Source organism: Mesorhizobium sp. CAU 1732 (genome assembly GCF_039888675.1).
GTDB lineage: Bacteria > Pseudomonadota > Alphaproteobacteria > Rhizobiales > Rhizobiaceae > Aerobium.
Genome location: NZ_JBDQQR010000001.1, coordinates 2,547,430 through 2,568,194, shown reverse-complemented (window position 1 = coordinate 2,568,194; position 20,765 = coordinate 2,547,430). Strand labels below are relative to the sequence as shown.

General features: G+C 63.3%; 17 protein-coding genes. 9 read left to right on the top strand and 8 right to left on the bottom strand.

Annotated elements, in window-relative coordinates:
- Window positions 1-112 precede the first annotated feature (112 nt).
- Both AAFN55_RS12515 and AAFN55_RS12510 read right to left on the bottom strand, forming a co-directional pair.
- Window positions 113-1,486 carry an amidohydrolase family protein gene (locus tag AAFN55_RS12515; RefSeq protein ID WP_347799161.1) on the bottom strand — a complete coding sequence of 458 codons (1,374 nt, stop codon included), beginning with the start codon at window positions 1,484-1,486 and terminating at the stop codon, window positions 113-115.
- Window positions 1,487-1,508: 22 nt separating this feature from the next.
- Window positions 1,509-2,882, bottom strand: a complete 1,374-nt coding sequence (locus AAFN55_RS12510) for an amidohydrolase family protein (protein ID WP_347799160.1) — start codon at window positions 2,880-2,882, stop codon at window positions 1,509-1,511.
- Window positions 2,883-3,190: 308 nt separating this feature from the next.
- Between AAFN55_RS12510 and AAFN55_RS12505 the strand changes: the two genes are divergently transcribed.
- From AAFN55_RS12505 to AAFN55_RS12465, 9 genes are all read left to right on the top strand, one after another.
- Entirely contained in the window at window positions 3,191-4,066 is an 876-nt protein-coding gene (locus AAFN55_RS12505; RefSeq protein ID WP_347799159.1) for a dioxygenase, read from the top strand.
- An 11-nt stretch (window positions 4,067-4,077) separates the two neighbouring features.
- Complete coding sequence (locus AAFN55_RS12500) at window positions 4,078-4,830, top strand: SDR family oxidoreductase (RefSeq protein ID WP_347799158.1); 753 nt, start codon at window positions 4,078-4,080, stop codon at window positions 4,828-4,830.
- Entirely contained in the window at window positions 4,827-5,735 is a 909-nt protein-coding gene (locus tag AAFN55_RS12495) for a 3-keto-5-aminohexanoate cleavage protein (RefSeq protein WP_347799157.1), read from the top strand. Before AAFN55_RS12500 ends, AAFN55_RS12495 begins: the two co-directional genes overlap by 4 nt.
- Before the next feature lie 37 nt (window positions 5,736-5,772).
- Window positions 5,773-6,804 carry a zinc-binding alcohol dehydrogenase family protein gene (locus tag AAFN55_RS12490; RefSeq protein ID WP_347799156.1) on the top strand — a complete coding sequence of 344 codons (1,032 nt, stop codon included), beginning with the start codon at window positions 5,773-5,775 and terminating at the stop codon, window positions 6,802-6,804.
- A complete protein-coding gene (locus tag AAFN55_RS12485; protein ID WP_347799155.1) occupies window positions 6,801-7,145 on the top strand; it encodes a cupin domain-containing protein in 345 nt (114 codons plus the stop codon). The genes AAFN55_RS12490 and AAFN55_RS12485 overlap by 4 nt, the downstream gene beginning before the upstream one ends.
- Before the next feature lie 190 nt (window positions 7,146-7,335).
- On the top strand, window positions 7,336-8,838 hold the full coding sequence (locus AAFN55_RS12480; protein ID WP_347799154.1) for an ABC transporter substrate-binding protein: 1,503 nt from the start codon (window positions 7,336-7,338) through the stop codon (window positions 8,836-8,838).
- Window positions 8,839-9,017: 179 nt separating this feature from the next.
- Window positions 9,018-9,962: an ABC transporter permease gene (locus AAFN55_RS12475; RefSeq protein WP_347799153.1), complete on the top strand. Its 945-nt coding sequence runs from the start codon at window positions 9,018-9,020 to the stop codon at window positions 9,960-9,962.
- Window positions 9,959-11,749: a dipeptide/oligopeptide/nickel ABC transporter permease/ATP-binding protein gene (locus AAFN55_RS12470; RefSeq protein ID WP_347799152.1), complete on the top strand. Its 1,791-nt coding sequence runs from the start codon at window positions 9,959-9,961 to the stop codon at window positions 11,747-11,749. The genes AAFN55_RS12475 and AAFN55_RS12470 overlap by 4 nt, the downstream gene beginning before the upstream one ends.
- Entirely contained in the window at window positions 11,746-12,561 is an 816-nt protein-coding gene (locus AAFN55_RS12465) for an ATP-binding cassette domain-containing protein (protein ID WP_347799151.1), read from the top strand. The genes AAFN55_RS12470 and AAFN55_RS12465 overlap by 4 nt, the downstream gene beginning before the upstream one ends.
- A gap of 3 nt (window positions 12,562-12,564) precedes the next feature.
- On the opposite strand, the gene AAFN55_RS12460 is transcribed toward AAFN55_RS12465, so the two are convergent.
- From AAFN55_RS12460 to AAFN55_RS12435, 6 genes are all read right to left on the bottom strand, one after another.
- Entirely contained in the window at window positions 12,565-13,587 is a 1,023-nt protein-coding gene (locus AAFN55_RS12460; protein ID WP_347799150.1) for a LacI family DNA-binding transcriptional regulator, read from the bottom strand.
- A gap of 137 nt (window positions 13,588-13,724) precedes the next feature.
- The gene (locus AAFN55_RS12455) at window positions 13,725-15,272 is read right to left on the bottom strand and encodes an acetolactate synthase large subunit (RefSeq protein ID WP_347799149.1); all 1,548 of its coding nucleotides are present in this window, start codon (window positions 15,270-15,272) and stop codon (window positions 13,725-13,727) included.
- A 130-nt stretch (window positions 15,273-15,402) separates the two neighbouring features.
- Window positions 15,403-16,848, bottom strand: a complete 1,446-nt coding sequence (locus AAFN55_RS12450; protein WP_347799148.1) for an NAD-dependent succinate-semialdehyde dehydrogenase — start codon at window positions 16,846-16,848, stop codon at window positions 15,403-15,405.
- A gap of 61 nt (window positions 16,849-16,909) precedes the next feature.
- Window positions 16,910-18,199 carry a 4-aminobutyrate--2-oxoglutarate transaminase gene (gene gabT, locus AAFN55_RS12445; RefSeq protein WP_347799147.1) on the bottom strand — a complete coding sequence of 430 codons (1,290 nt, stop codon included), beginning with the start codon at window positions 18,197-18,199 and terminating at the stop codon, window positions 16,910-16,912.
- Between the two features lie 74 nt (window positions 18,200-18,273).
- Window positions 18,274-18,855, bottom strand: coding sequence for a cupin domain-containing protein (locus AAFN55_RS12440; protein ID WP_347799146.1), 582 nt, complete (start codon window positions 18,853-18,855; stop codon window positions 18,274-18,276).
- A 95-nt stretch (window positions 18,856-18,950) separates the two neighbouring features.
- Complete coding sequence (locus tag AAFN55_RS12435; RefSeq protein ID WP_347799145.1) at window positions 18,951-20,528, bottom strand: amidohydrolase; 1,578 nt, start codon at window positions 20,526-20,528, stop codon at window positions 18,951-18,953.
- Window positions 20,529-20,765 lie beyond the last annotated feature (237 nt).

Here is a 20,765-nt window from a genome sequence, read left to right as displayed (position 1 = left end):
CTCAAGCGGCGGCCAGATACTCCGATGCCCCACCGGCAGCGCGTTCCGCGACTTTCATGGAAGTGTCGAGAGAAGGCTTCCCAGCCTTCCCCCGGTTTCAGTGAGGCGTGCTCTAGTGTGCGGCGGATACGGTGTATCCGGCATCACGCATGATCCGGTCGGACGACTCCATCAGGCGGGTGCGCACCGAACGAACCCTGTCCTCGCCATAGGCCAGCACACCGCCGCGCTTGCGAACCTCGCCGGCAACCAGCACCGTATCGACATTGCCGGCATGGGCGAACTCGACCGCCGAGAACAGCGGATTGCGCACGGGATAAAGGTTGAGATCGTTGGCCCGGAGCAGCACGATGTCGGCCTGCTTGCCCGGCGTGAGCGTGCCTATGCGGTGGCCGAGGCCGAGCGCTTCCGCACCGCCGATGGTTGCCCACCGCAGCGCATCGCGGGTGAAGACGGGTTTGTTTTCGACCGGCGTCTCCGGCTTCACGATATCCTCGCGGACGCGCTCGTTCAGCACATAGGCTAGCGCAAGCTGCATCTCGCGGAACATGTCGCCCGGTATCTTCGGCTCGACGTCGACACCCAGCGACGGAAGGCCGCCATAGTTGATGACGCGGTTGAGCGCGGGAGGCCGGCCGTAGCCACGCACCTCCGTCTGCACTGTCGACGTGACCGTGATGCCGGCCTCCACGATCAGCCGCAGCTCGTCGTCCGGCAGATAATTGCCGTGAACGATGTTGTGCTCCGGTCCAAGGACGCCTTCCCTGACCAGGATCGAATAGCCGTCCGGCATCAGCTCCTGATGCTTCCGCTTGGTGGCGTGGGAGGACGTCCGCAGCCCGAAGTCGCGCGCCATCGCGATGTTGGCGCGGATCGCCTCTTCCTTGGCCCAGTGCGGACCGGGAATCGCAAGCGCCATCGTGACAAGCCGCTCGTCGTTGGAAAGCCTGTCGCGGATCTGCTTGACCCGGTCGCGCGGATGCGTGCGCATGTCGAGCGGCGTGTCTTTCTCCTCCTCCGGTCGAAGCACGCCGGTGCCCAGAACATAGACGCCGCGAATGCCCGAATCCTCGAGGCCGTCCACGGAGCGCTCCGCCTGTTCGGTGGAGCGGATGTTATGACAATAGTCGAGCAATGTCGTCACGCCGACGTCGAGCCGGCTCAACGAGCCGGCAAGCGTCGCGATGTAGTTGTCTTCCGGCGTGAACTGAACGCTCATCCCCTCAAAGATATCGCGCAGATACTCGCTCTCCCGCCAGTCGCAGCCGATCGCTTTCAGCCCGGTTTCCCAGGTGTGGAGATGCGCATCCACCATGCCGGGAATGGCGATCATCTCGCTGGCGTCGATCACCTCGTCTGCCTCGCCGAGATCGTTGCCGATGGCGAGGATCCGGTCGTCTCCGATGAGGATGTCCGCGCCGGTCACGTCGCCGATGGCATCGTCGAGCGAGACGACCCAGCCGCAGCGAATAAGTGTCTTCTTCATGAACGTGTTCCCCGCGTTCGGACTATGCCGCGTTGAGCTTGAAATTCGCCTCGTCCATCGCCCGTAGCGCCGAAGCTCGCATTTCCTGCATGCGTTGCGTCAGGAGCTTGTCGTCGAAGACGAGCTTGCCGTGACGTTTGCGCACCACGCCGTCGACGATGACGGTGTCGACATTCTTTGCGCTGGCCTGCTCCACGATCGTGTAGATCGGGTCGTGCACGGGGAAGATGTTGAGGTCGTTGGCGCGCAGCATGACGATGTCCGCCTTCATGCCGGGTGCAAGCGTCCCGACCCGCTTGTCGATGCCCATGGCCTTCGCATTGCCGATCGTCGCCCATTCGAGCGCCTCGCGGGTGCGCACCGGCATTGTCGTCATCGAGGGCCTGCCCTCGGCGGCGTTGTCGCGGTGCGCGGACCAGCGCGCATGCATAAGTGCCGCGTGCATTTCGCGGAACATCTCGCCGGTGACGATCGGCTCCACGTCGACGCCGATGGACGGCATACCACCCAGCTCGCGAACACGCATCACCAGCGGGTCCGGCGCATGGCCGTGCAACTCGACGAGCACCGTCGCGGTAACCGTCGCACCATTGTCGACGATGGCCTTCAGCTCCTCGTCGTCGATGTAGTTGCCGTGCACGATGTTGTGGTCGGGACCGAGCAGACCGGCCTTGGCAAGCGCGAGATAGCCGCGTGGGGAGATGCATTTGTCATTGGGCTTGGTCGCATGTGACGTCGTGAAGAGCCCGAACTCGCGGCCGAGGCGAATATCGGCTTCCGCGACGTCCTGCGTGCCGTAATGCGGCCCGAGCACCGCCATGGCCAGCGTCACCCGCCGGTCGTCCGAAGCCATTCGTCCCTTGCGCAACGCCTCGATGCGGTCGCGCGGGTGCGGAACATGGGTGAAGGGCGTTTCGCCGGGTGCTGCCGGCGGCTTTGCGGTGCCATGCGCGAACACCGCGCGAATACCGGATTCCTCAAGGCCGTCGATGGCCGCTTCCGCCATCTCCAGTGATTTCAAATTGTGGCAGAAATCGACGACCGTCGTGACGCCGCTGTCGATCTGCGCGAGCGAGCCCACGAGATTGCCGAGGTAATTGTCGCGCGGACCGTAGCGGGTCGCGATGTTGGCGTGAATGTTGGCGTGATAGTCCGGCCCCATCCATTCCGAGCCGATGCCGCGAAGACCGCATTGCCAGACGTGAATGTGGCCATTGATGAGACCCGGCATCACGATCATGTCGGATGCGTCGATCACCTCGTCATGGGCAGCATCGAGCGTCTTGCCCGCGGCCAGGACGCGATCGCCCTCGATGAGAAGTTCCCCGCCGGTCAAATCGCCGATGGACGGGTCCTGCGTGACGAGCCAGCCACATTTGATAAGCGTCTTCTTCAAGTCATCAGCTCCAACGGTTCTTCACGCCGGCGAATATTGAAAGCACGGCGCAGGATTAGATTACGACGGGCCGCCATCTGTCGACCGCTGTACGAAATCGACGTCAAAAGGCAGGTTGGTATCGCAAAATCTAGAAATACCAGCAATCGATTGCAACTTAGATAGTCTGTATCGGCTCGTCAATGCCGGAGAAATCCGGGTTAAATCGGCTATCGAGTGAACCCCCCCCCACTCGAAGGCGACAATTTATACGTTGACATGATGCAATCGTTTGCTGTTAGCCTAGGGACGGTCAGAAGAGGTTCGCAATGCCCATAGAAAGTGAACGCGCGGTGACGCAGGCGGTCCTGCGAGCCGTCGAGCAGTCTGCAGATGCCAGGCATGCCGAATTGGTGGGCGCGCTGGTGCGCCATCTCCACGAATTCATTCGCGAGACCAGGCTTTCCGAGCAGGAGCTCGAATTCGCGTTCGATTTTCTGAACCGTATCGGTCAGGCGACGAATGACAGCCACAACGAGGCGGCGCTTTTTTCGGATGCGCTTGGTGCCTCCACATTGGTGTGCCTGCTCAACAACGGCGATGGCGCGGCGACCGAAACAGCATCCGCCTTGCTCGGGCCTTTCTGGCGTCTGAACGCACCCGAACTCGAAAATGGCGCGAGCCTGCTTCGCTCACCAACGCCGGGTACCCCGCTCCTGATGCGCGGCTCCGTACAGGATGACACTGGAAAGCCGATCGCCGGCGTCCGCGTCGATGTCTGGCAGGCCTCACCCGTGGGGCTCTACGAGAATCAGGATGCCGAGCAGGCGGAGATGAATCTGCGCGGCGTGTTTTCCACCGACGCGGATGGGCGCTTCCACTTCGAAAGCGTTCGGCCGGCCGGCTATCCAGTGCCCATGCACGGCCCGACCGGAGATATGCTGCGCAAGCAGAACCGCCAGAGCTATCGCCCTGCACACCTGCACTTCCTGCTGTTCAGGAACGGATTCAAGACGCTGATCACCCAGGTCTTTCCGGGTGACGACCCGCATCTCGACGACGATCCGGTCTTCGGCGTCACGGCAAACCTCATCGGGAACTACACGACCGAAAATGCGGGAACGGAGCAGGAGCGCTGCGTACTCGACTACCGGTTCACCATGCAGCCGGGCGAAGCGCGGCTGCCGGTCCCTCCAATCAAGTAAGTGGTAGCGCAGTGCAAAGTGTCGCGAACAAAATTGTCCTGATCATTGGCGGAAATGGCGGCGTGGGAGCAGCGACCGCTGCTTCGTTCGCAAAGGCCGGGGCCACTGTGGCCGTCACCTGGCGGCGCGGCGAGCGCGACGAGGCGGAAGCGTCCGCCATGAAAGGCGCGCTTGAGGCCAAGGGCTATGCGGCATTCGAAGCCGATGTTGCAGACACCGCTTCGCTGAAGACCCTGCAGCGGGCCATCGCCGAGCGCTTCGGGCGCATCGATGTGCTCGTTCATGCATCGGGCTTCACGAAAGCCATCCCGCATGCCGATCTCGACGCGCTGGACGATGCCTTCATCGACAGGATGTTCGCGGTCAACTGGCGCGGCCAGTTTGCGACGATGCGCGAGCTCGCACCGCTTCTGAGGGCGAACAACGACGCGCTGGCCGTCTTTATCTCCTCGATCGCCGCCACGAACGGTGCGGGCTCCAACATCGCCTATTGCGCAGCCAAGGCCGGAACCGAGACGCTGGTGAAGTCGCTGGCGCGCGCGCTGGCGCCGTCTATACGCGTGATGGGCGTTTCGCCCGGCGTGGTCGATACGGGCTTCGTGCCCGGCCGCGGACCGGAGTTCAACGAGAAGATCGGCCAGACGATACCGCTGAAGCGCGTTGCGGCGGCGGGCGATGTCGCAGACGCCATTCTCGCATGCGCAACGCATCTTCATTATTCGACGGGCACCACGCTCGTGGTCGATGGCGGGCGCCTGCTGTGAGTCGCGCCCTGCACCACGACGGAACCGTCATCCTGACCTGCGCGATCACCGGCAACCTCACCAGACCGGAGCATACGCCGTATCTGCCGATCACACCGGCGCAGATCGTCGAGTCTTCGCTCGCCGCCGCCGAAGCCGGCGCGTCCATCGTCCATATTCATGTGCGTGATCCGCAAACGGGCCGCCCGTCGATGGAACTGGAGCACTATGCCGAGGTGGTGGACGCGCTGCGCAAGGCACGGCCCGATCTGATCCTGAACCTGACGACGGGACCGGGCGGACGCTTCGTGCCTTCCGAAGACAATCCCAGGATCGCCGGTCCCGGCACGACTCTGATGCCGCCCGAGGCCCGGGTCAGTCATATCGCGGCGCTGAAGCCCGAAATCGCGACGCTCGACCTCAACACGATGAACTCCGGCGGCGAGGTCGTCATCAACACGCCGCGCAACGTGCGCCTGATGGCCAAGGTCATTCGCGAGGCAGGCGCGATACCGGAGATCGAACTGTTCGACAGCGGCGACATCGCGATGATGCACGACCTGCTCGCCGACGGAACGCTGGAAGGCCCGGTTTTGTGTTCCTTCGTGCTGGGCGTGAAATACGGCTTCCAGCCTTCGCCCGAAACGGTGCTCTACGCCCGAAACCTTCTGCCGCAGGATGCGCGCTTTACGGCGATCGGCATCGGCCGCTCGACATTTGCGATGGTTGCCCAGTCGTTCCTTGCCGGCGGGCATGCGCGCGTCGGACTGGAAGACGGCATCTATCTGTCGCGCGGCCAGCTCGCGCAGTCGAACGCAGAGTTGGTGACGAAAGCGCGCCGCATCATCGAAGACCTCGGCGGAACCCTGGCCACCACCGCGCAAGCGCGCGCAAAGCTGGGTTTTCCGCTGAGAGCCAAGCCATGAAACAGACCCTTATTCCAGCCTCTTCGGGAGCCCTGCATTGAACCTAGCAACACCAGCCGGCGCTCCGTTCGAGACGTCGGCGACACGCGCACGCCTTCTCTCGAAAGCCGAGGACATCGTATCGCTTCGCCCGGCAGTAGAGACGGGAGTGATCCGGACGAGCTCGGACGACGAGGCCGTCGTGCAGGTCCGTGCCGCAGCCGTCAATCCATCAGACGTCAAGGCGGCGACGGGGCTGATGCCCTACGCCGTCTTTCCACGGACCCCCGGCCGCGACTTCGCCGGCACGGTCATCGCGGGGCCGGCTGATCTTATCGGCAAGGACGTTTTCGGCTCCTCAGGCGATCTTGGCATTCGCCGCGACGGCAGCCATGGCACGCATGTGATCGTGCCGCGCGACGGTCTCGTTGCAAAGCCGTCCAATATGAGCTTCGCAGAAGCTGCCGGCATCGGCGTGCCGTTCGTCACCGCGATCGAGGGTTTTCGGCGCGCAGGCCTGCCCCAGCCGGGAGAGGTCGTCGTGGTCATGGGCGTCAACGGCAAGGTCGGACAGGCAGCCGCGCAGATCGCGACATGGCGCGGAGCCCGCGTCATCGGTGTGGTGCGTCGGGACGAAGGCTATGAGGGTCACGCTTCGGCCGAGGTCGAGATCGTCAACGCGCAAAGCGACGACGTCGCCGAGCGGGTCAAGGCGCTGACCGGCGGCAAGGGAGCCGACATCGTCTTCAACACGGTCGGCGACCCCTATTTCGCCGCCGCCCACAAAAGCCTCGGCAAGCTCGGCCGGCAGATCCTGATTGCCGCGATCAACCACGTCGTCGACTTCAACATCTTCGAGTTCTATCGCGGCCGCCACAGCTACTACGGCATCGATACGCTCGCGCTGTCATGCGGCGAAACCGGAGCTGTGCTCAAGGAGCTTCTTCCCGGTTTCGAGGATGGCGCATTGAAGCCGTTCGCAGTCGTGGACGAGGCGCAATACGGCCTGGACAGGATCAGCGACGCCTACGCCACCGTCATGACGTCGAGCCGGCAGCGCGTGTTCATCATCCCGGAGACCGGAAAATGAACGTCACGCCTATCGCTGACGCCAGGGAATACCACCCACCGGAGCATTTCGGCATGCGGTGCCTGCGGTTGCAAGGCATGGAGGCTGGGCCATCCGACACGCTCTGGATGGGCCTGTCGGAGATCGCTCCGGGAGGCCACACATCGCTGTCTGCCTCCCCCCTCGAGAAGCTCTATCTGGTGCTGGAAGGCGAGGTCGTGGTGAAAACGCCGGAGCGCGAGACGACACTATGCAAACTCGACAGTTGCAGGATTGCGCCAGGAGAGGCGCGCGCGCTCGAAAACCGGGGGTCGACCACTGCACTGATCGCTCTCTGCATGCCTTTGCCGCCGGCAAAATGAGGACTTTCGCTGTGGGAATTGACGATTTCGCAGCCATCGAACTCAGCCCTTGACACTCTTGCAATCGTTCGCACGATGGAATACGAATTAGCAAAACAACAATACATCTTCATGCATCCCGGGAACAACAAAATGGCCAAACCCTTGAGTCTTTGAGGGATTTGCTGCCGCTCTGAAGGAGACATTGCCAGTGCTTAAAAAAGCAATCGATTGCGCAAAGTACGCGGTAGCGGTGGGCTGCATCGCAGCCGCTGGCTTGAGCGGCCCAGCCTGGGCGGAGCCGTCCGGCACCCTGAAGTGGGGAGCGGCTTTCGAACCCCAGGGCTGGAACCCGCAGGTTCAGCCGAACACGACCTTCACCCAGCTCGTGTATGAGGGCCTGTTGCAGATGGCCCCCGACGGCGTCACGCTGCAGCCCGGCCTCGCGCGGGAATGGACGGTCACGCCGACCGACATCACGTTCAAGCTTCGCGAAGGCGTTACCTTCCACGACGGCACGCCGTTCAACGCGGACGCGGTGATCGCCAACATCAAGAACGTGCAGGCGGCCTCCAACCGCTGGCGCGAGACGATCGCGGGTATCGAGGATGTCGTGAAGGTCGACGACCATACCGTGCGCTTCGACCTCAACACACCAAGCCCGGCCCTGCTCTACACGCTCAGCCAGCGCGGTCTTTCATTCGCCAGCCCCAAGGCGCTCGAGGACGGGACCTGGCAGACCAGCCCGGTCGGCACCGGCCCCTACATATTCAACGAGGCCGATACCGTCAGCGGCTCGAACTACGTGTTCGACTATTTCGACGGCTATTATGCGCCCGAGGACGTCGGCCCCAAGCGCGTCGAAATCTTCTACCTGCCCGACTCCGCCTCGCGCTACAACGCGCTGCTCGCGGGCCAGGTCGACGCCGCCGACGGCGACCCCACCCAGATGGCGACGGCCGAGAGCATGGGCTTCGCCAACCATCTCTGGTCCACCCTGCGCTACCACCTGATCATGTTCGACCGCGCCGGCGCGCTGGGCGACGTACGGGTGCGCAAGGCGGTGTGCATGGCAATGCCGCTGGAGCATATCAATGCGGCGCGCTACGAGGGCCTCCTGAACTTCCCGAGCCAGCGTTTCGACGAGGGCGACCCGGCGCACGTTCCGGGCCTTAAGGCCTACGAATATGACATCGAGGGCGCGAAAGCGCTTCTCGCCGAAGCAGGCAACCCGGACGTCAAGCTCGAGTTTCCGAGCCCCGACTTCATGCGCGTGATCTCGGAACTGGCGAAGGAAAGCTTCGTCAATGCCGGCCTGGAAACCGAGATCGTTATGATGCCGACCCCGGAATATTTCCAGAGCTTCTATTCGGGCCGCTATCCCTTCATCATCAACACGATGACGGCTGAGAACGGCGGCATGTTCAACTACTATCCATTCCGCTTCGCCGCAGATGGCGCGGCCAACACCTTCAAGGTCGAGCCGCCGGCGCGTCTGGAGGAACTCTACCAGCAGGCACTCGTCGCGCCGGAGGCCGAGCAGCCGGCGCTGCTGCAGGAGATGACGCAGATCATTCATGACGAGGCGCTCGACTGCGGCTACTTCGACACTGTCGGCGTGGTTCACTACAACACCGGCACGATCTCGGAAATTGCGACGACGCACTGGGAGCCGTCGGCTCTGCGCTACAAGGATGTGCGTCTGGCGCAATAAGATCGCGAGTGGCGAGAACCGCTCCCCTCGGCGGGAAAGGGCCATCCTTTCCCGCCGTGGCATTCGCAAGCAGCGGCATGTTGCTCTGCACGAATGCAACGCATTCACGGACGTAGAGCAGGAGTTGGTCCGAAGACCGGTTTCCATTATTCCAATCCTCGCTCTAAGAGGCACACCGCATGTGGAAACTGACTTTCGCCCGCACCATTGCCGCAGTTCCCGTGGTTCTGCTGGTGGCGCTTTGCACGTTCATCCTGTTTCGTTTCGTGCCCGTCCAGGCGCCCGCCGCGATCCTCGGCGATTCCGCCACCCCGGCAGCCGTTGCACGCCTGACAGAGGAAATGGGGCTCGACCGGCCCGCGCCCATCATTTTCTTCGAATGGGTAGCCAAGGCGCTCCAGGGTGATTTCGGTCGATCCTACGTAACCGGTCGCGACGTGGCGACCGAGATCGCGCACCGCATCCCGATCACGCTCGCCTTAGCGCTCGGCGGCATCGCCATTGCCGTCCTGCTGGGCGTGCCTGTCGGCGTGCTTTCCGCGCTCTACCGCAATTCCTTTCTGGATCGTGCGTTGACGAGCGTCGTCTCGGTGCTTTTGGCGATGCCCGGATTCTGGCTGGCGCTGCTGCTGGTTCTGCTGTTTGCCGTGCAGTTGCGCTGGCTGCCCGTGGCTGGCTACGTGCCGCCTTCGGCAGGCTTCTGGCCGTGGCTGAGCCGTTTCGTCCTGCCCTGCTTCGCGCTGGGTCTGGGGGCCACCGCGAACATCGCCCGCCACACGCGCTCGTCGATGCTGCAACAGCTCGACTCGCAATATGCGCGCGCACTGACGGCACGTGGCTGCCCGCGCAGCCGCCTCGTCATGCGCTACTGTCTGAAGAACGCGATGATGCCGGTGCTGGCGATTATCGGCATGCTCACCGCACTGATGCTGAGCGGCTCTTTCGTGGTTGAAAAGGTCTTCTCGCTGCCGGGCGTCGGAACGCTGATCCTCGACTCGATCAATCGTGGCGACGTGCCCGTGCTCCAGGCGGTCATCGTGGTGGTCGCCCTCTTCATCATCGCAGTCAACCTGCTGGTCGATATTGGGTATGGCCTGCTCGATCCCAAGGTGCGGCCGGAATGATGGATGAACCAGCCGTGAAAACGCTCCAGGCACCGATCGAAACCGCGCTTGCGGAAACCTCGCCGAAGCGTCCGGGTTTCTTCGCCCGCCTCTTCTCGCAGCCGGCAACGGTGCTCGCGCTCTCGTGGGTCCTGCTGCTGGTGGTCTTCGCCGCCTTCGCACACCATCTGGCGCCCCACGATCCCAATGCCTCCAATGTCCTGAAGCGCCTCCAGGGCCTCTCCGGGGAGCATCTCCTGGGCACGGACGACCTCGGACGCGATCTGCTGTCGCGCGGAATGTGGGGCGCTCGCGTGGCTCTGCTCGCCGTGGCGCAGGCGGTCGGACCGGCATTGCTCGTCGGCGTTCCCGTCGGGCTTTTCGTCGCTTACCGCGGCGGCTGGTGGGACAAGATCGTCATGCGTCTCGTGGAAGTCGAGCAGGCCATTCCGATGCTGCTGCTCGCCTTCACCTTCATCGCTATCTTGGGCCGCGGCCTGACGAACGCGATGCTCGCCGTCAGCGTCGGTTTCGCCATGTCCTATCTGCGCCTGACACGCGCCGTCGTGCTGGCGGAACGTCATAAGGCCTACGTTCAGGCGGCGGAAATCCAGGGCTATTCGACGCCGCGCATCCTGTTCCGGCACATCCTGCCCAACGCCATTGGCCCGATTGCCGTGCAGACATCCATTCTCGCCGGCGTCGCCATTCTGCTGGAGGCGATGCTGAGCTTCCTCGGTCTCGGCGTCGCCACCGGCAGCCCGAGCTGGGGCGCGATGCTCGACGACGCCCGCCGTTTCCAGATACAGCAGCCCCTGCTGTCGCTTGTCCCCGGCATCGCCATTACGCTGACGGTTCTCGCCTTCAACCTGCTTGGCGACGGTTTCCGCGACGCCTTCAACAGCGATCTCGTCATCACGAAACGCAAGAAGTACCTGGCCGGCCGGGCGGTCGCGGCCACACCGGCCCCAGCGCCAGCACCGGAGCACGGGCCCAAAGATGCCGTTCTGACGCTCTCGAATGTGAGCGTCGAATTTCCCGGTCATGACGGTGCCTTCCAGAAGGTCGTCAACGACGTCTCGTTCTCGATCAAACCGGGCGAAATCTATGGGCTGGTGGGCGAATCCGGCTCCGGCAAGTCGATGACCACCGCCGCGATCCTCGGCCAGGTGCCCAGGCCCGGCCGGATGTCGGAAGGCGGTATCCTGCTCGGCGAGCGCCAACTCGCGGGCCTGCCGGAACGCGAGATGCGCAGGATACGCGGCCGGGACATCGGCGTCGTGTTTCAGGACCCCATGATGGCGTTGTCGCCGGTACACAAGATCGGCGACCAGATGATCGAGGGGCTGGTGCGGCATGAAGGCATATCGCGCAGGAAGGCGCTCGTCCGCGCGGCCGAACTGCTCGATCTGGTCGGCGTGGCCGATGCAGGCAACAGGCTGAACGACTACCCGCACCAGTTTTCCGGGGGCATGGCCCAGCGCGCGATGATCGCGGCGGCGCTGATATGCAAGCCGAAGCTGCTGATCGCCGACGAGCCGACGACCGCCCTCGACGCCACGGTGCAAAAGCAGGTCCTGAACCGCCTGCTCGAGCTTCGCGACACGCTTGGCATGTCCGTGCTTTTCATAACGCACGACCTTGCCGTCGTCGCCCAGGTCTGCGACCGCGTGGGCGTGATGAAGCTTGGCGAGATGGTGGAGCAAGGCACGACAGCCGATCTGTTCTCGGCACCGAAGCATCCCTACACCCGCCAGCTCATGCTGGCGCGCGAGATGCTTGGCGGCCCTGTGGAGAAGACGCCATGACCGGCAAGAACGACGACGTCATCCTGCGGGTCGACGATCTGCGCATCCGCTACGAGAAGGGCCGCTCGATCTGGGGCTCCCCCCGCTACAGCCAGGTGGTGCACGGCGTTTCCTTCACGGTGAAGCGCGGCGAGACGTTCGGGCTCGTGGGCGAATCCGGCTCTGGCAAGAGCACCATCGGCAAGGCGATCCTGCGCCAGATCCCCGTCCTCGGCGGCAGCATCACCTTCGAAGGCGAGCGCATCACCGACTGGAAGGAGGGGCAAACGCCGCTGTCGTACCGCCGCGCGGTGCAGGTCGTGTTCCAGAGCCCTCGCCTGTCGCTCAACGCTCGTATGCTCGCGCGCGACACCGTGGCGGAAGCCGTCGCCTTCCATCTCGGGCTGCGAGGTTCGGAGCTCGACAAGCGGGTCGACCGGCTTTTCGACGACGTAGGCCTTCCACGCCATCTGGGCGATCGCTACCCCGACGAACTCTCCGGCGGCCAGCAGCAGCGCGTGGCGATCGCCCGCGCACTTGCGTGCGATCCGCGCATCGTGATCTGCGACGAGGCCGTCAGCGCGCTGGACGTGTCCACACAGGCGCAGGTCATCGCGCTTCTGCGTCGCCTCCAGCAGGAGCGAGGACTGAGCTACGTTTTCATTTCGCACGACCTCGGTGTCGTGCGGAACCTGTGCCACTCGGTCGGCGTGCTCAAGCATGGAGAATTCACGGATATCGGCAACGTCGAAGACGTGTTCGAACGTCCTTCCAGCCAGTATACGCGCGATCTGCTCGACGCGATTCCGCGCTTTCCAGGCAAGGCCGCCTGAAAGTCAGACCTTGCGCGTCGAACTGCGTACCACGAGTTCCGGCGCCAGCACGATGCTGCGGCGCGCGCTGCCATCATGGTTGATTTCGCTCATCAGCAGCCGCGCCGCCTCACGACCGAGTTCGCGATGGCTGATGCGTATGGTCGAGAGCGGAGGGTGCACCATGTCCACAAGCGGCATGTCGTTGTGTCCCACCACCGAAATATCGTCCGGCACTTTCAGTCCGGCCCGCTGAAGTGCGTCATAGGCACCGAGCGCAACGAGATCGTTCGAGGCGACGACCCCCGTCACATCGGGCTTTTGCACCAGAAGGGCATCCATGGCGACGGCGCCTGCCTGTCGCGTATAGGCGCTGCATTCCACCACCGGCGCGTCGGCGGGATCGAGCCCGAGTGCTGCAACGGCTTCGTGAAATCCCTTGCCTCGAAGATAGCCCGTAGACAGATTCTGCGGTCCTGCAAGATGACCGATGCGGCGGTGCCCCAGCGCATGGAGATGGTCGATGGCCAGCCGCATGCCGTATGCGTCGTCGGACGTAACGGACGATACCCGCATCTGGCTCTCGGCGCGGTTGACCAGAACGACCGGCAGTCCCTCGCTCATGCACTGCTGCACGAGGCTGTCGTTGCGGCTGACCGTTGCAAGAATAAGGCCTTCCACGCGGCGGGCCACCAGCTCGAACATCATTTCCGTCTGGCTTCGCGATTCGGTGCCCACATCGGCGACGATGGTGGCGAAACCTGCTTCCGAAGTGACTTCGGCAATGCCACTGAGGATCGGCGAAAAGACGGGGTTGCTGATGTCAGGCAGGAACACGCCGATCAGCTTGGATCGGCCGGTGCGCAGGCTCGCCGCCGCCGCATTGGGGTAGTAGCCCAGCTTCTTGGCGGCCTGCTCGATCCGTTCGGTCGTCGCCTTGCCGATCAGCCGTCGTGTCGACGGGTTGAGCGCGCGCGAAACCGTCGACGGATGGACACCGAGTTCTTCCGCAATCTGCTTGATGGTGGTTGCGCCGACTCGCTGCAAGCCGTTTTCCTCCGTGAATTCCCCTTCTAGAACATTCGTTTGCAAAGAGGAAACCTGAACGGCTTCGCGTTGCGGTTGAAACGCCTTGGGGCCACAGTTTTCGGTGGATTAGGAAATGCAGGAAGGAAACGGCAAGCTCAGATCATCGCTTCGATCAAGAAGGGGCCCTTGTTTGCCAGGGCCGAATCCAGCAGTCGCGAAAACTCCTCGATGGTGGTCGCTCGACCGGCCTCGACGCCCATGCCGCGGGCCATCAGGCACCAGTCGAGATCGGGACGGTCGAGGTCGAGCATGGCGCGGGCATTCTTGCCGAACTGGTTCACGCCGACATTGCGCATCTCGCCCTGAAGGATGGCATAGGAACGGTTCGAATAGACGATGGTGACCACGTCAAGATTTTCGCGGGCCTGCGTCCACAGTCCCTGCACGGTGTACATGCCGCTGCCATCGGCCTGAAGCAGGATGACCTTCTGGTCGGGCCGTGCGAGCGCAGCGCCCACCGAAAGCGGGATACCGATACCGATGGCGCCACCCGTCAGCGACAGATGATCGTGCGGCTGGATGCCCGGCGCAAACTGCCCGAACGCCCGCCCGGATGTGATCGACTCGTCGCAGATGATCGCGTTTTCGGGCATGCGGCGGGCGAGCGCGCGCCCGATCGTGTCCGGCGTGAGGTCACCCGTGGGCTCGTCCACCTCGCCCTGCGTCAGCCTGTTCAGCACGGCCTGTGCGGCGGTTGCCCCAACCTCCGAGCAAAGAAGCTCCAGCGTTTCCAGAAGATTCGTTTCAGCGCCGCCAAGGTCGATCGTTGAGCAATGGGGCGGCAGAACGAGGCTGGGCATTCCCGGATAGGCGAAAAACGCGACGGGAGCGCCTTTGCCGAGGCAGATCGCCACCTCGTACTCCGCAAGCGCGGCGACTGCCATGCCGACTGGATATGGCACCGGCCTGATCGCCACCCGCCCCGCGCCGCGCTCATGCCTGTCGGACTGCTGCGAAAACAGCACGGCACCGGTCGCGGCGGCGATCTTGCCCGCTATCTCCAGCGCCTCGGCGCGAAGCGCCTTTCCGGCCAGGATGATAGCGACGCGCTTTCCGCTCTTCAGCGCCGCGGATGCTTCGCTGATTTTGTCCGGCGACGCAGGTGCCGCCGCAGGCACGGCCACGGGCGCCAGATCTTCGGGCTCCGCATCGCCCCACGCCGCGTTGGCTGGAAGGATCATGGTCGACACGCCGCGTCGGCTGACGGAAGCCACATAGGCTTCTTCCGTCATCCTGCGCACGTCCGCAGGGGTCTCCACGCGGCCGACCCATTGCGACATGGGTCGCGCGAGGCTCTCTATGTCGCTGGTCAGGGGCGCGTCGTATTGCAGGTGATAGGTTGCGTGATCGCCGACAATATTGATGACCGGCGTGTTCGCGCGCCGCGCATTGTGCAGGTTGGCCAGTCCGTTCGCGAGACCGGGCCCCAGATGAAGCAGCGTCGCGGCTGGCTTGTCCGCCATGCGCGCATAGCCATCGGCAGCGCCCGTGACCACGCCCTCGAACAAGCCCAGCACGCAGCGCATATCCGGCTTTCTGTCGAGCGCGGCAACGAAGTGCATCTCCGAGGTGCCCGGATTGGCAAAGCACACATCGACGCCATTGACCAAAAGTACGTCACACAGCTTGTCAGCACCGTTCATCGCATCTCTCCTGGGGTCGTCAGTCTGGTCACCGCGCGCGGAGGCGCCTCAAATCACGTTGTATCAGCATCGGAACGATCCAAAAGCGGATGGTTCCGCCGTTCCGATGCCCGATGTCTGGCCTTTGCAGTTACCCAGCGGTCTGCGTGACGAATTTGGTGACGAGGTAGGCGTTGATCGCCTCCGAGCCGCCCTCGGTTCCATAGCCCGAATCCTTGATGCCGCCGAAGGGCACTTCAGGCAGGGCAAGGCCGTTGTGGTTTATCGTCGTCATGCCGGCCTCGATGCGCACGCCGAGCTGCTGCGCGGTGTCCGCCGAACCGGTGAAGGCGTAGGATGCAAGGCCGAACGGCAGGCGATTGGCCTCGCATATTGCCTCATCCAGCGTCGAGAACGGGCTGAACACGGCGACCGGACCGAAGGGCTCCTCGTTCATGATGCGCGCGTGCGTCGGCACATTGGAGAGAACCGTCGGTTCGAAGAAGTTGCCCTTGTTGCCGATGCGGTGGCCGCCGGTCTTGAGTTCCGCCCCGTGCTCAACGGCGTCGTTGATCAGCGCTTCCAGCGCGGGAATGCGGCGCTCATTGGCAAGCGGGCCCATCTGGACGCCCTCTTCCATGCCGTTGCCGACCTTGATGGCCTTGGCAGCTTCCGTGAACGCACCGACAACCGTGTCGTAGACGCTGTCCTGCACCAGGAAACGGGTCGGCGACACGCAGACCTGGCCGGCATTGCGGAACTTGGATCCCGCCATCACCTTGACCGCCTTGTCGAGGTTGGCATCTGCAAAAATGATCGCCGGCGCGTGGCCGCCGAGTTCCATGGTCGACAGCTTCATGTGCCGGGCGGCGAGGGAAGCAAGGTGCTTGCCGACGGGTGTCGAACCGGTGAAGGAAATCTTGCGGATCACCGGATGCGGGATGAGATATTCGGAAATCTCGGCCGGCACGCCATACACCAGATTGACCACCCCGGCAGGAATGCCCGCATCGACGAAGCAGCGGATCAGTTCGGCAGGCGACGCCGGTGTTTCTTCCGGGGCTTTCACGATGATGGAACAGCCGGCGGCGACGGCAGCCGAAAGCTTGCGCACCACCTGGTTGATCGGGAAATTCCACGGCGTGAAGGCCGCAACGGGGCCAACCGGCAGCTTGATCGCCATCTGCGTCACACCTGGCGCGCGAGTAGGGATGATCTGCCCATAGGTGCGCCGCGCCTCCTCCGCGAACCAGTCGATGATGTCAGCGCCGGCGAGCACTTCGCCCTTGGCTTCCGCAACGGGCTTGCCCTGCTCGAGCGTCATCATTTCGGCAATCACGCCGGCACGCTCGCGCAGGAGCTCGCCGGCCTTGCGCATCAGCTTGGAGCGATCGTAGGCGGAGGTAGCGCTCCACACCCTGAAGCCGCGATCAACGGCGTCCAGCGCGGCATCGAGGTCCGCCCTGGTGGCGTGGGCCACCTTGCCGATTTCCTCGCCTGTGGCCGGATCGAGCACCGCGATCGTCTTTCCCTGGACGCCGCCCCGCCAATTTCCGTCGATGAGTAGCCGAGTGTCAGGATAGTTCTTGTCGGTCATGGTCTCACTTGCATCATTTCTCGCAACGAAGAGGCCGGAGCCCCGCGCATTGCCGTGTCCATCATGCGACCGAAATGGCCGCCTCGATCGAAGCTTCCAGAATATCGAGCCCCTCGGACAACACGTCGTCTTCTATCGTCAAAGGCACGAGAAGGCGGATGACATTCGCGCGCGTTCCGCACGAAAGCAGGATCAGTCCGCGCTTCTCGGCCTCCGCCACGATCGCATTCGTCAAAGCGGGCGCCGCATCCTTCGAGGCGCGGTCGTTGACCAACTCGAAGGCGACCATCGCGCCGAGGCCGCGCACATCGCCAATCTTCTCCATGCCCTGCCGCTGCGAGATCGCGTCCAGGCGATCCTTGATGCGCTGCCCCACCACGGCGGCGCGCTCGCAGAGCCCCTCTTCCTCGATAACGTCGAGAACCGCGTTGGCCGCAGCCACCGCCAGCGGATTGCCGGCATAGGTGCCGCCAAGGCCGCCCGCATGCGCGGCGTTCATGATTTCGGCGCGGCCGGTCAGCGCCGACAGCGGGAACCCGCCGGCAAGACCCTTGGCCATCGTCACCAGATCGGGTTTCACGCCGGCATGCTCGAAGCCGAACATCTTGCCGGTGCGCCCCATCCCGGCCTGTATCTCGTCGGCGATCAGCACGATGCCGTGGCGGTCGGCGACGGCGCGCAGGGCTTGCAGGAACTCTTTCGGCGCGATGTTGAAGCCGCCCTCCCCCTGCACCGGTTCGACGATGATGGCCGCCACCCGCTCCGGGTCGATGTCAGCCTGGAACAGGCGATCGAGCGAGACGAGCGACTCCTCGACGGAAATGCCCAGAAACGCATTCGGAAACGGAGCGTGGTAGATGTCGCTCGGGAACGGCCCGAAGTTCTTCTTGTAGGGTGCGACCTTTCCCGTCAGCGCCATGCCCAGCATGGTGCGGCCATGGAACGAGCCTGTGAACGCAATCACGCCCGGCCGCTTCGTATAGGCCCGCGCGACCTTGATGGCGTTTTCAACGGCTTCAGCGCCGGTCGTCACCAGCATCGTGCGGTTCTCCGCGCCGGTTGGGACGATGGCGTTCAGGCGCTCGGCGAGGCGGATGTAGCTTTCATACGGCGCGACATGGAAACAGGTGTGGGTGAAGCGCTCGGCCTGCTCGCGCACCGCCTGCATGAGCTTGGGATGCCGGTGTCCAGTATTGTTGACGGCAATTCCCGCCGCGAAATCGATGTAGCGCTTGCCCTCCACATCCCAAAGCTCTGCATTCAGCGCCTTTTCGGCATAGATCGAACGGGTTCCGACACCGCCCGCGACGGCAGCGGATTGGCGAGTGGCAAGCTGGGAGGAAACGGTCATGTCAGCACCTTCTGGGAATATGAAAGGATGCTAGCACTGTCTATAATATTGAGCAATCTGATTTGCACGATCCTTCACAGATAAGGGGGCGTGCAGGCGGAAATGACAATCGTCCGGCCACTCGAGACATTGCGGAACCGGTGCGGCGTCCGGCTGTCGAAAAGATAGGATTCGCCGGAGCCCAGCACACGCACATCGTCTCCCACCGTGATTTCCAGCTCCCCCTCCACCACATAACCTCCTTCAGAAGACGCATGCTGAAGCAGCATTTCTCCGGTATCAGCGCCGGGTTCGTAGAATTCGTGCAAAATCTGGAGATTGTGGGCCCGCGCATCACCAACCTGGCGCAGCCGCAATCGACCACCGCCCGCCTTCTTGCCTGCAATGCGCGATGTCAGGTCCACAAGCTCCTCTGCCCCGAAAAACGGACCGGATTGCACACCCCTGCCGGGCTCGAAGAAATCCGCGAGGCTGACATCAAGACCGCTCAATATTTTACGAAGCGTCGAGACGGCCGGGCTGTTTCTGTTGGTCTCGATGTTGGATATCTGCGCATGCGGAACCCCTGCCAATGTCGCCAGTTGGCGCTGTGAGAAATTTGCCGCGATACGCATCGCCTTGAGACGCGCCCCCACATCGAAATCTTCATCCGCCATGATACGGCCGCTCCCGAAAAAAATGCTCTTGGCGGTCAATATACTATACGGCGGCGCGGAAAACGACCCGCCCCTGGACCAAGCGCAGTACGGGGTCACGCCGTCCAGACGCACTCTCCTCCGACCCATGTCGAAAGGACAGGAATGGCCGCGACCTCATCGGCGGCGACCTCCCTCGGGTCCTGCGCAAGGACGACGAAATCCGCCAGAAGGCCCGGCACGATACTGCCTTTCAGATGCTCCTCGCCGCAGACGATGGCGGCGTTGACCGTGTACATCTCCAGCGCTTCCTCAATGGTGATGCACTGCTCGACACCGACCAGCTCGCCCTCATTGTCGCGCCGGGTCAGCGCGGCCTGCATCGCGTAGAGCGGCGGATAGGGACACGCGCCATAGTCCGACGAGCCGGCAACCGTGATGCCCGCATCCAGAAACGACCGGCACGCGACCATGCGCTTCGCGCGTTCGTTTCCGAACAGGCGGCGCAGCTTGTCGCCATGAAAGGGAATGTAGCTCATGATCGGAACGACCATCGCGTCGAGCTTCCTGATGCGCTCGACCAGTTCGTCCGTCACGAGGCTCGCGTGTTCGACGCGATGGCGCAGGCCGGCTTTGGGCGTCAATGCCTGTGCCTTCTCATATGCGTCGAGCAGGATCGAAATCGCCTTGTCGCCGTTGGCATGAACGGCCATGCGGTCGCCATTGGCCTGCACGCGCTGGACCAGCGCGTCGAGTTCCTCCACCGTCATGACGAGCTTTCCGACATTGTCGGTGCCCTCATAGGGCTCCTCAAGCAGCGCGGTCGCAGACGACATCGCGCCATCGAGAACCGCCTTCACCGCCAGCCATTTCAACCGGTCGCTGCCAAACCCGGTATGCATGCCGAGGCTTCGAGCGTGGTCGTAGAAGGTGTGCCAAATCAGAAGCCCCATCCTCAGGGACAATTCCCCACGCCGCTCAGCCTCCTGGAAAAGCTCCAGAATGGACGGGGTGGCGATGGCGTCCGTCACCGAGGTGAGGCCCGCTGCATGGAACTCCTGCTGCAAAGCGCGCAGGCCCTTGAGCTTTTCCTCGATGTCCGGCTCCGGCAGGCGAGGTAGAAGAGACTGAATACCGGAGCCGTACAGTATGCCGTTGAGGCGTCCCGATTCATCGCGACCGTAGGAACCGCCGGAAGGCGGTTCGCTGTTGTCCGCGATGCCGAACATCTCGAGCGCCCTGCTGTTGGCGATCCCAATATGGCCGGTGAAGTGCGTGACCAGAACCGGATGATCGGTCGACACCCTGTCGAGATCGTCACGATCTATCAGCCTGCCCTGCGTTGCACGCACGTCATCGTAGCGGACGCCGCGCACCAGCTTGCCTGCCGGCGTGCGCGCCGCCGCCTTGCGCATCACGTCCATCAACTGGTCCAGGGAGTGGACCGTCTCCGGGTCCAGATGTGCGTGGATATGATATTCGGCAGCGCGCGCGGGATGCATGTGCGGATCATTGAAGCCCGGCAGGATGACGCCGCTGCCGAAATCCGTTTCCTGCGCCCTGGGGAACTGGCTGCGGATATCGTCCAGGCTGCCGACCGCAAGGATCTTGTCTCCGAGCACGGCGACCGCCTCGGCGTCACCCTGTTCGGACATGGTCAGGACGCGACGGGCGCGCAGTAGCTGAACCTTCATTGGCAATCTCCCCACCTGAACTTTTCGAACGTCGTTGGCTAAGACTAGCGGCGTGCACGCTCTTGTCAATCGATTGCACACATGCCATGCTTCTCGAACAGAACAGAGCTCAGCAAGGGCCAGCGGCATCGGAAACGATAGGTTTTTCCGGTGTTTTCAGGGGAATTTTTGAGTAAATACACATCAAAGGCTCGGAAATCGATTGCGTGATTTCCACAAAAAGCCTGCACAGGAGGG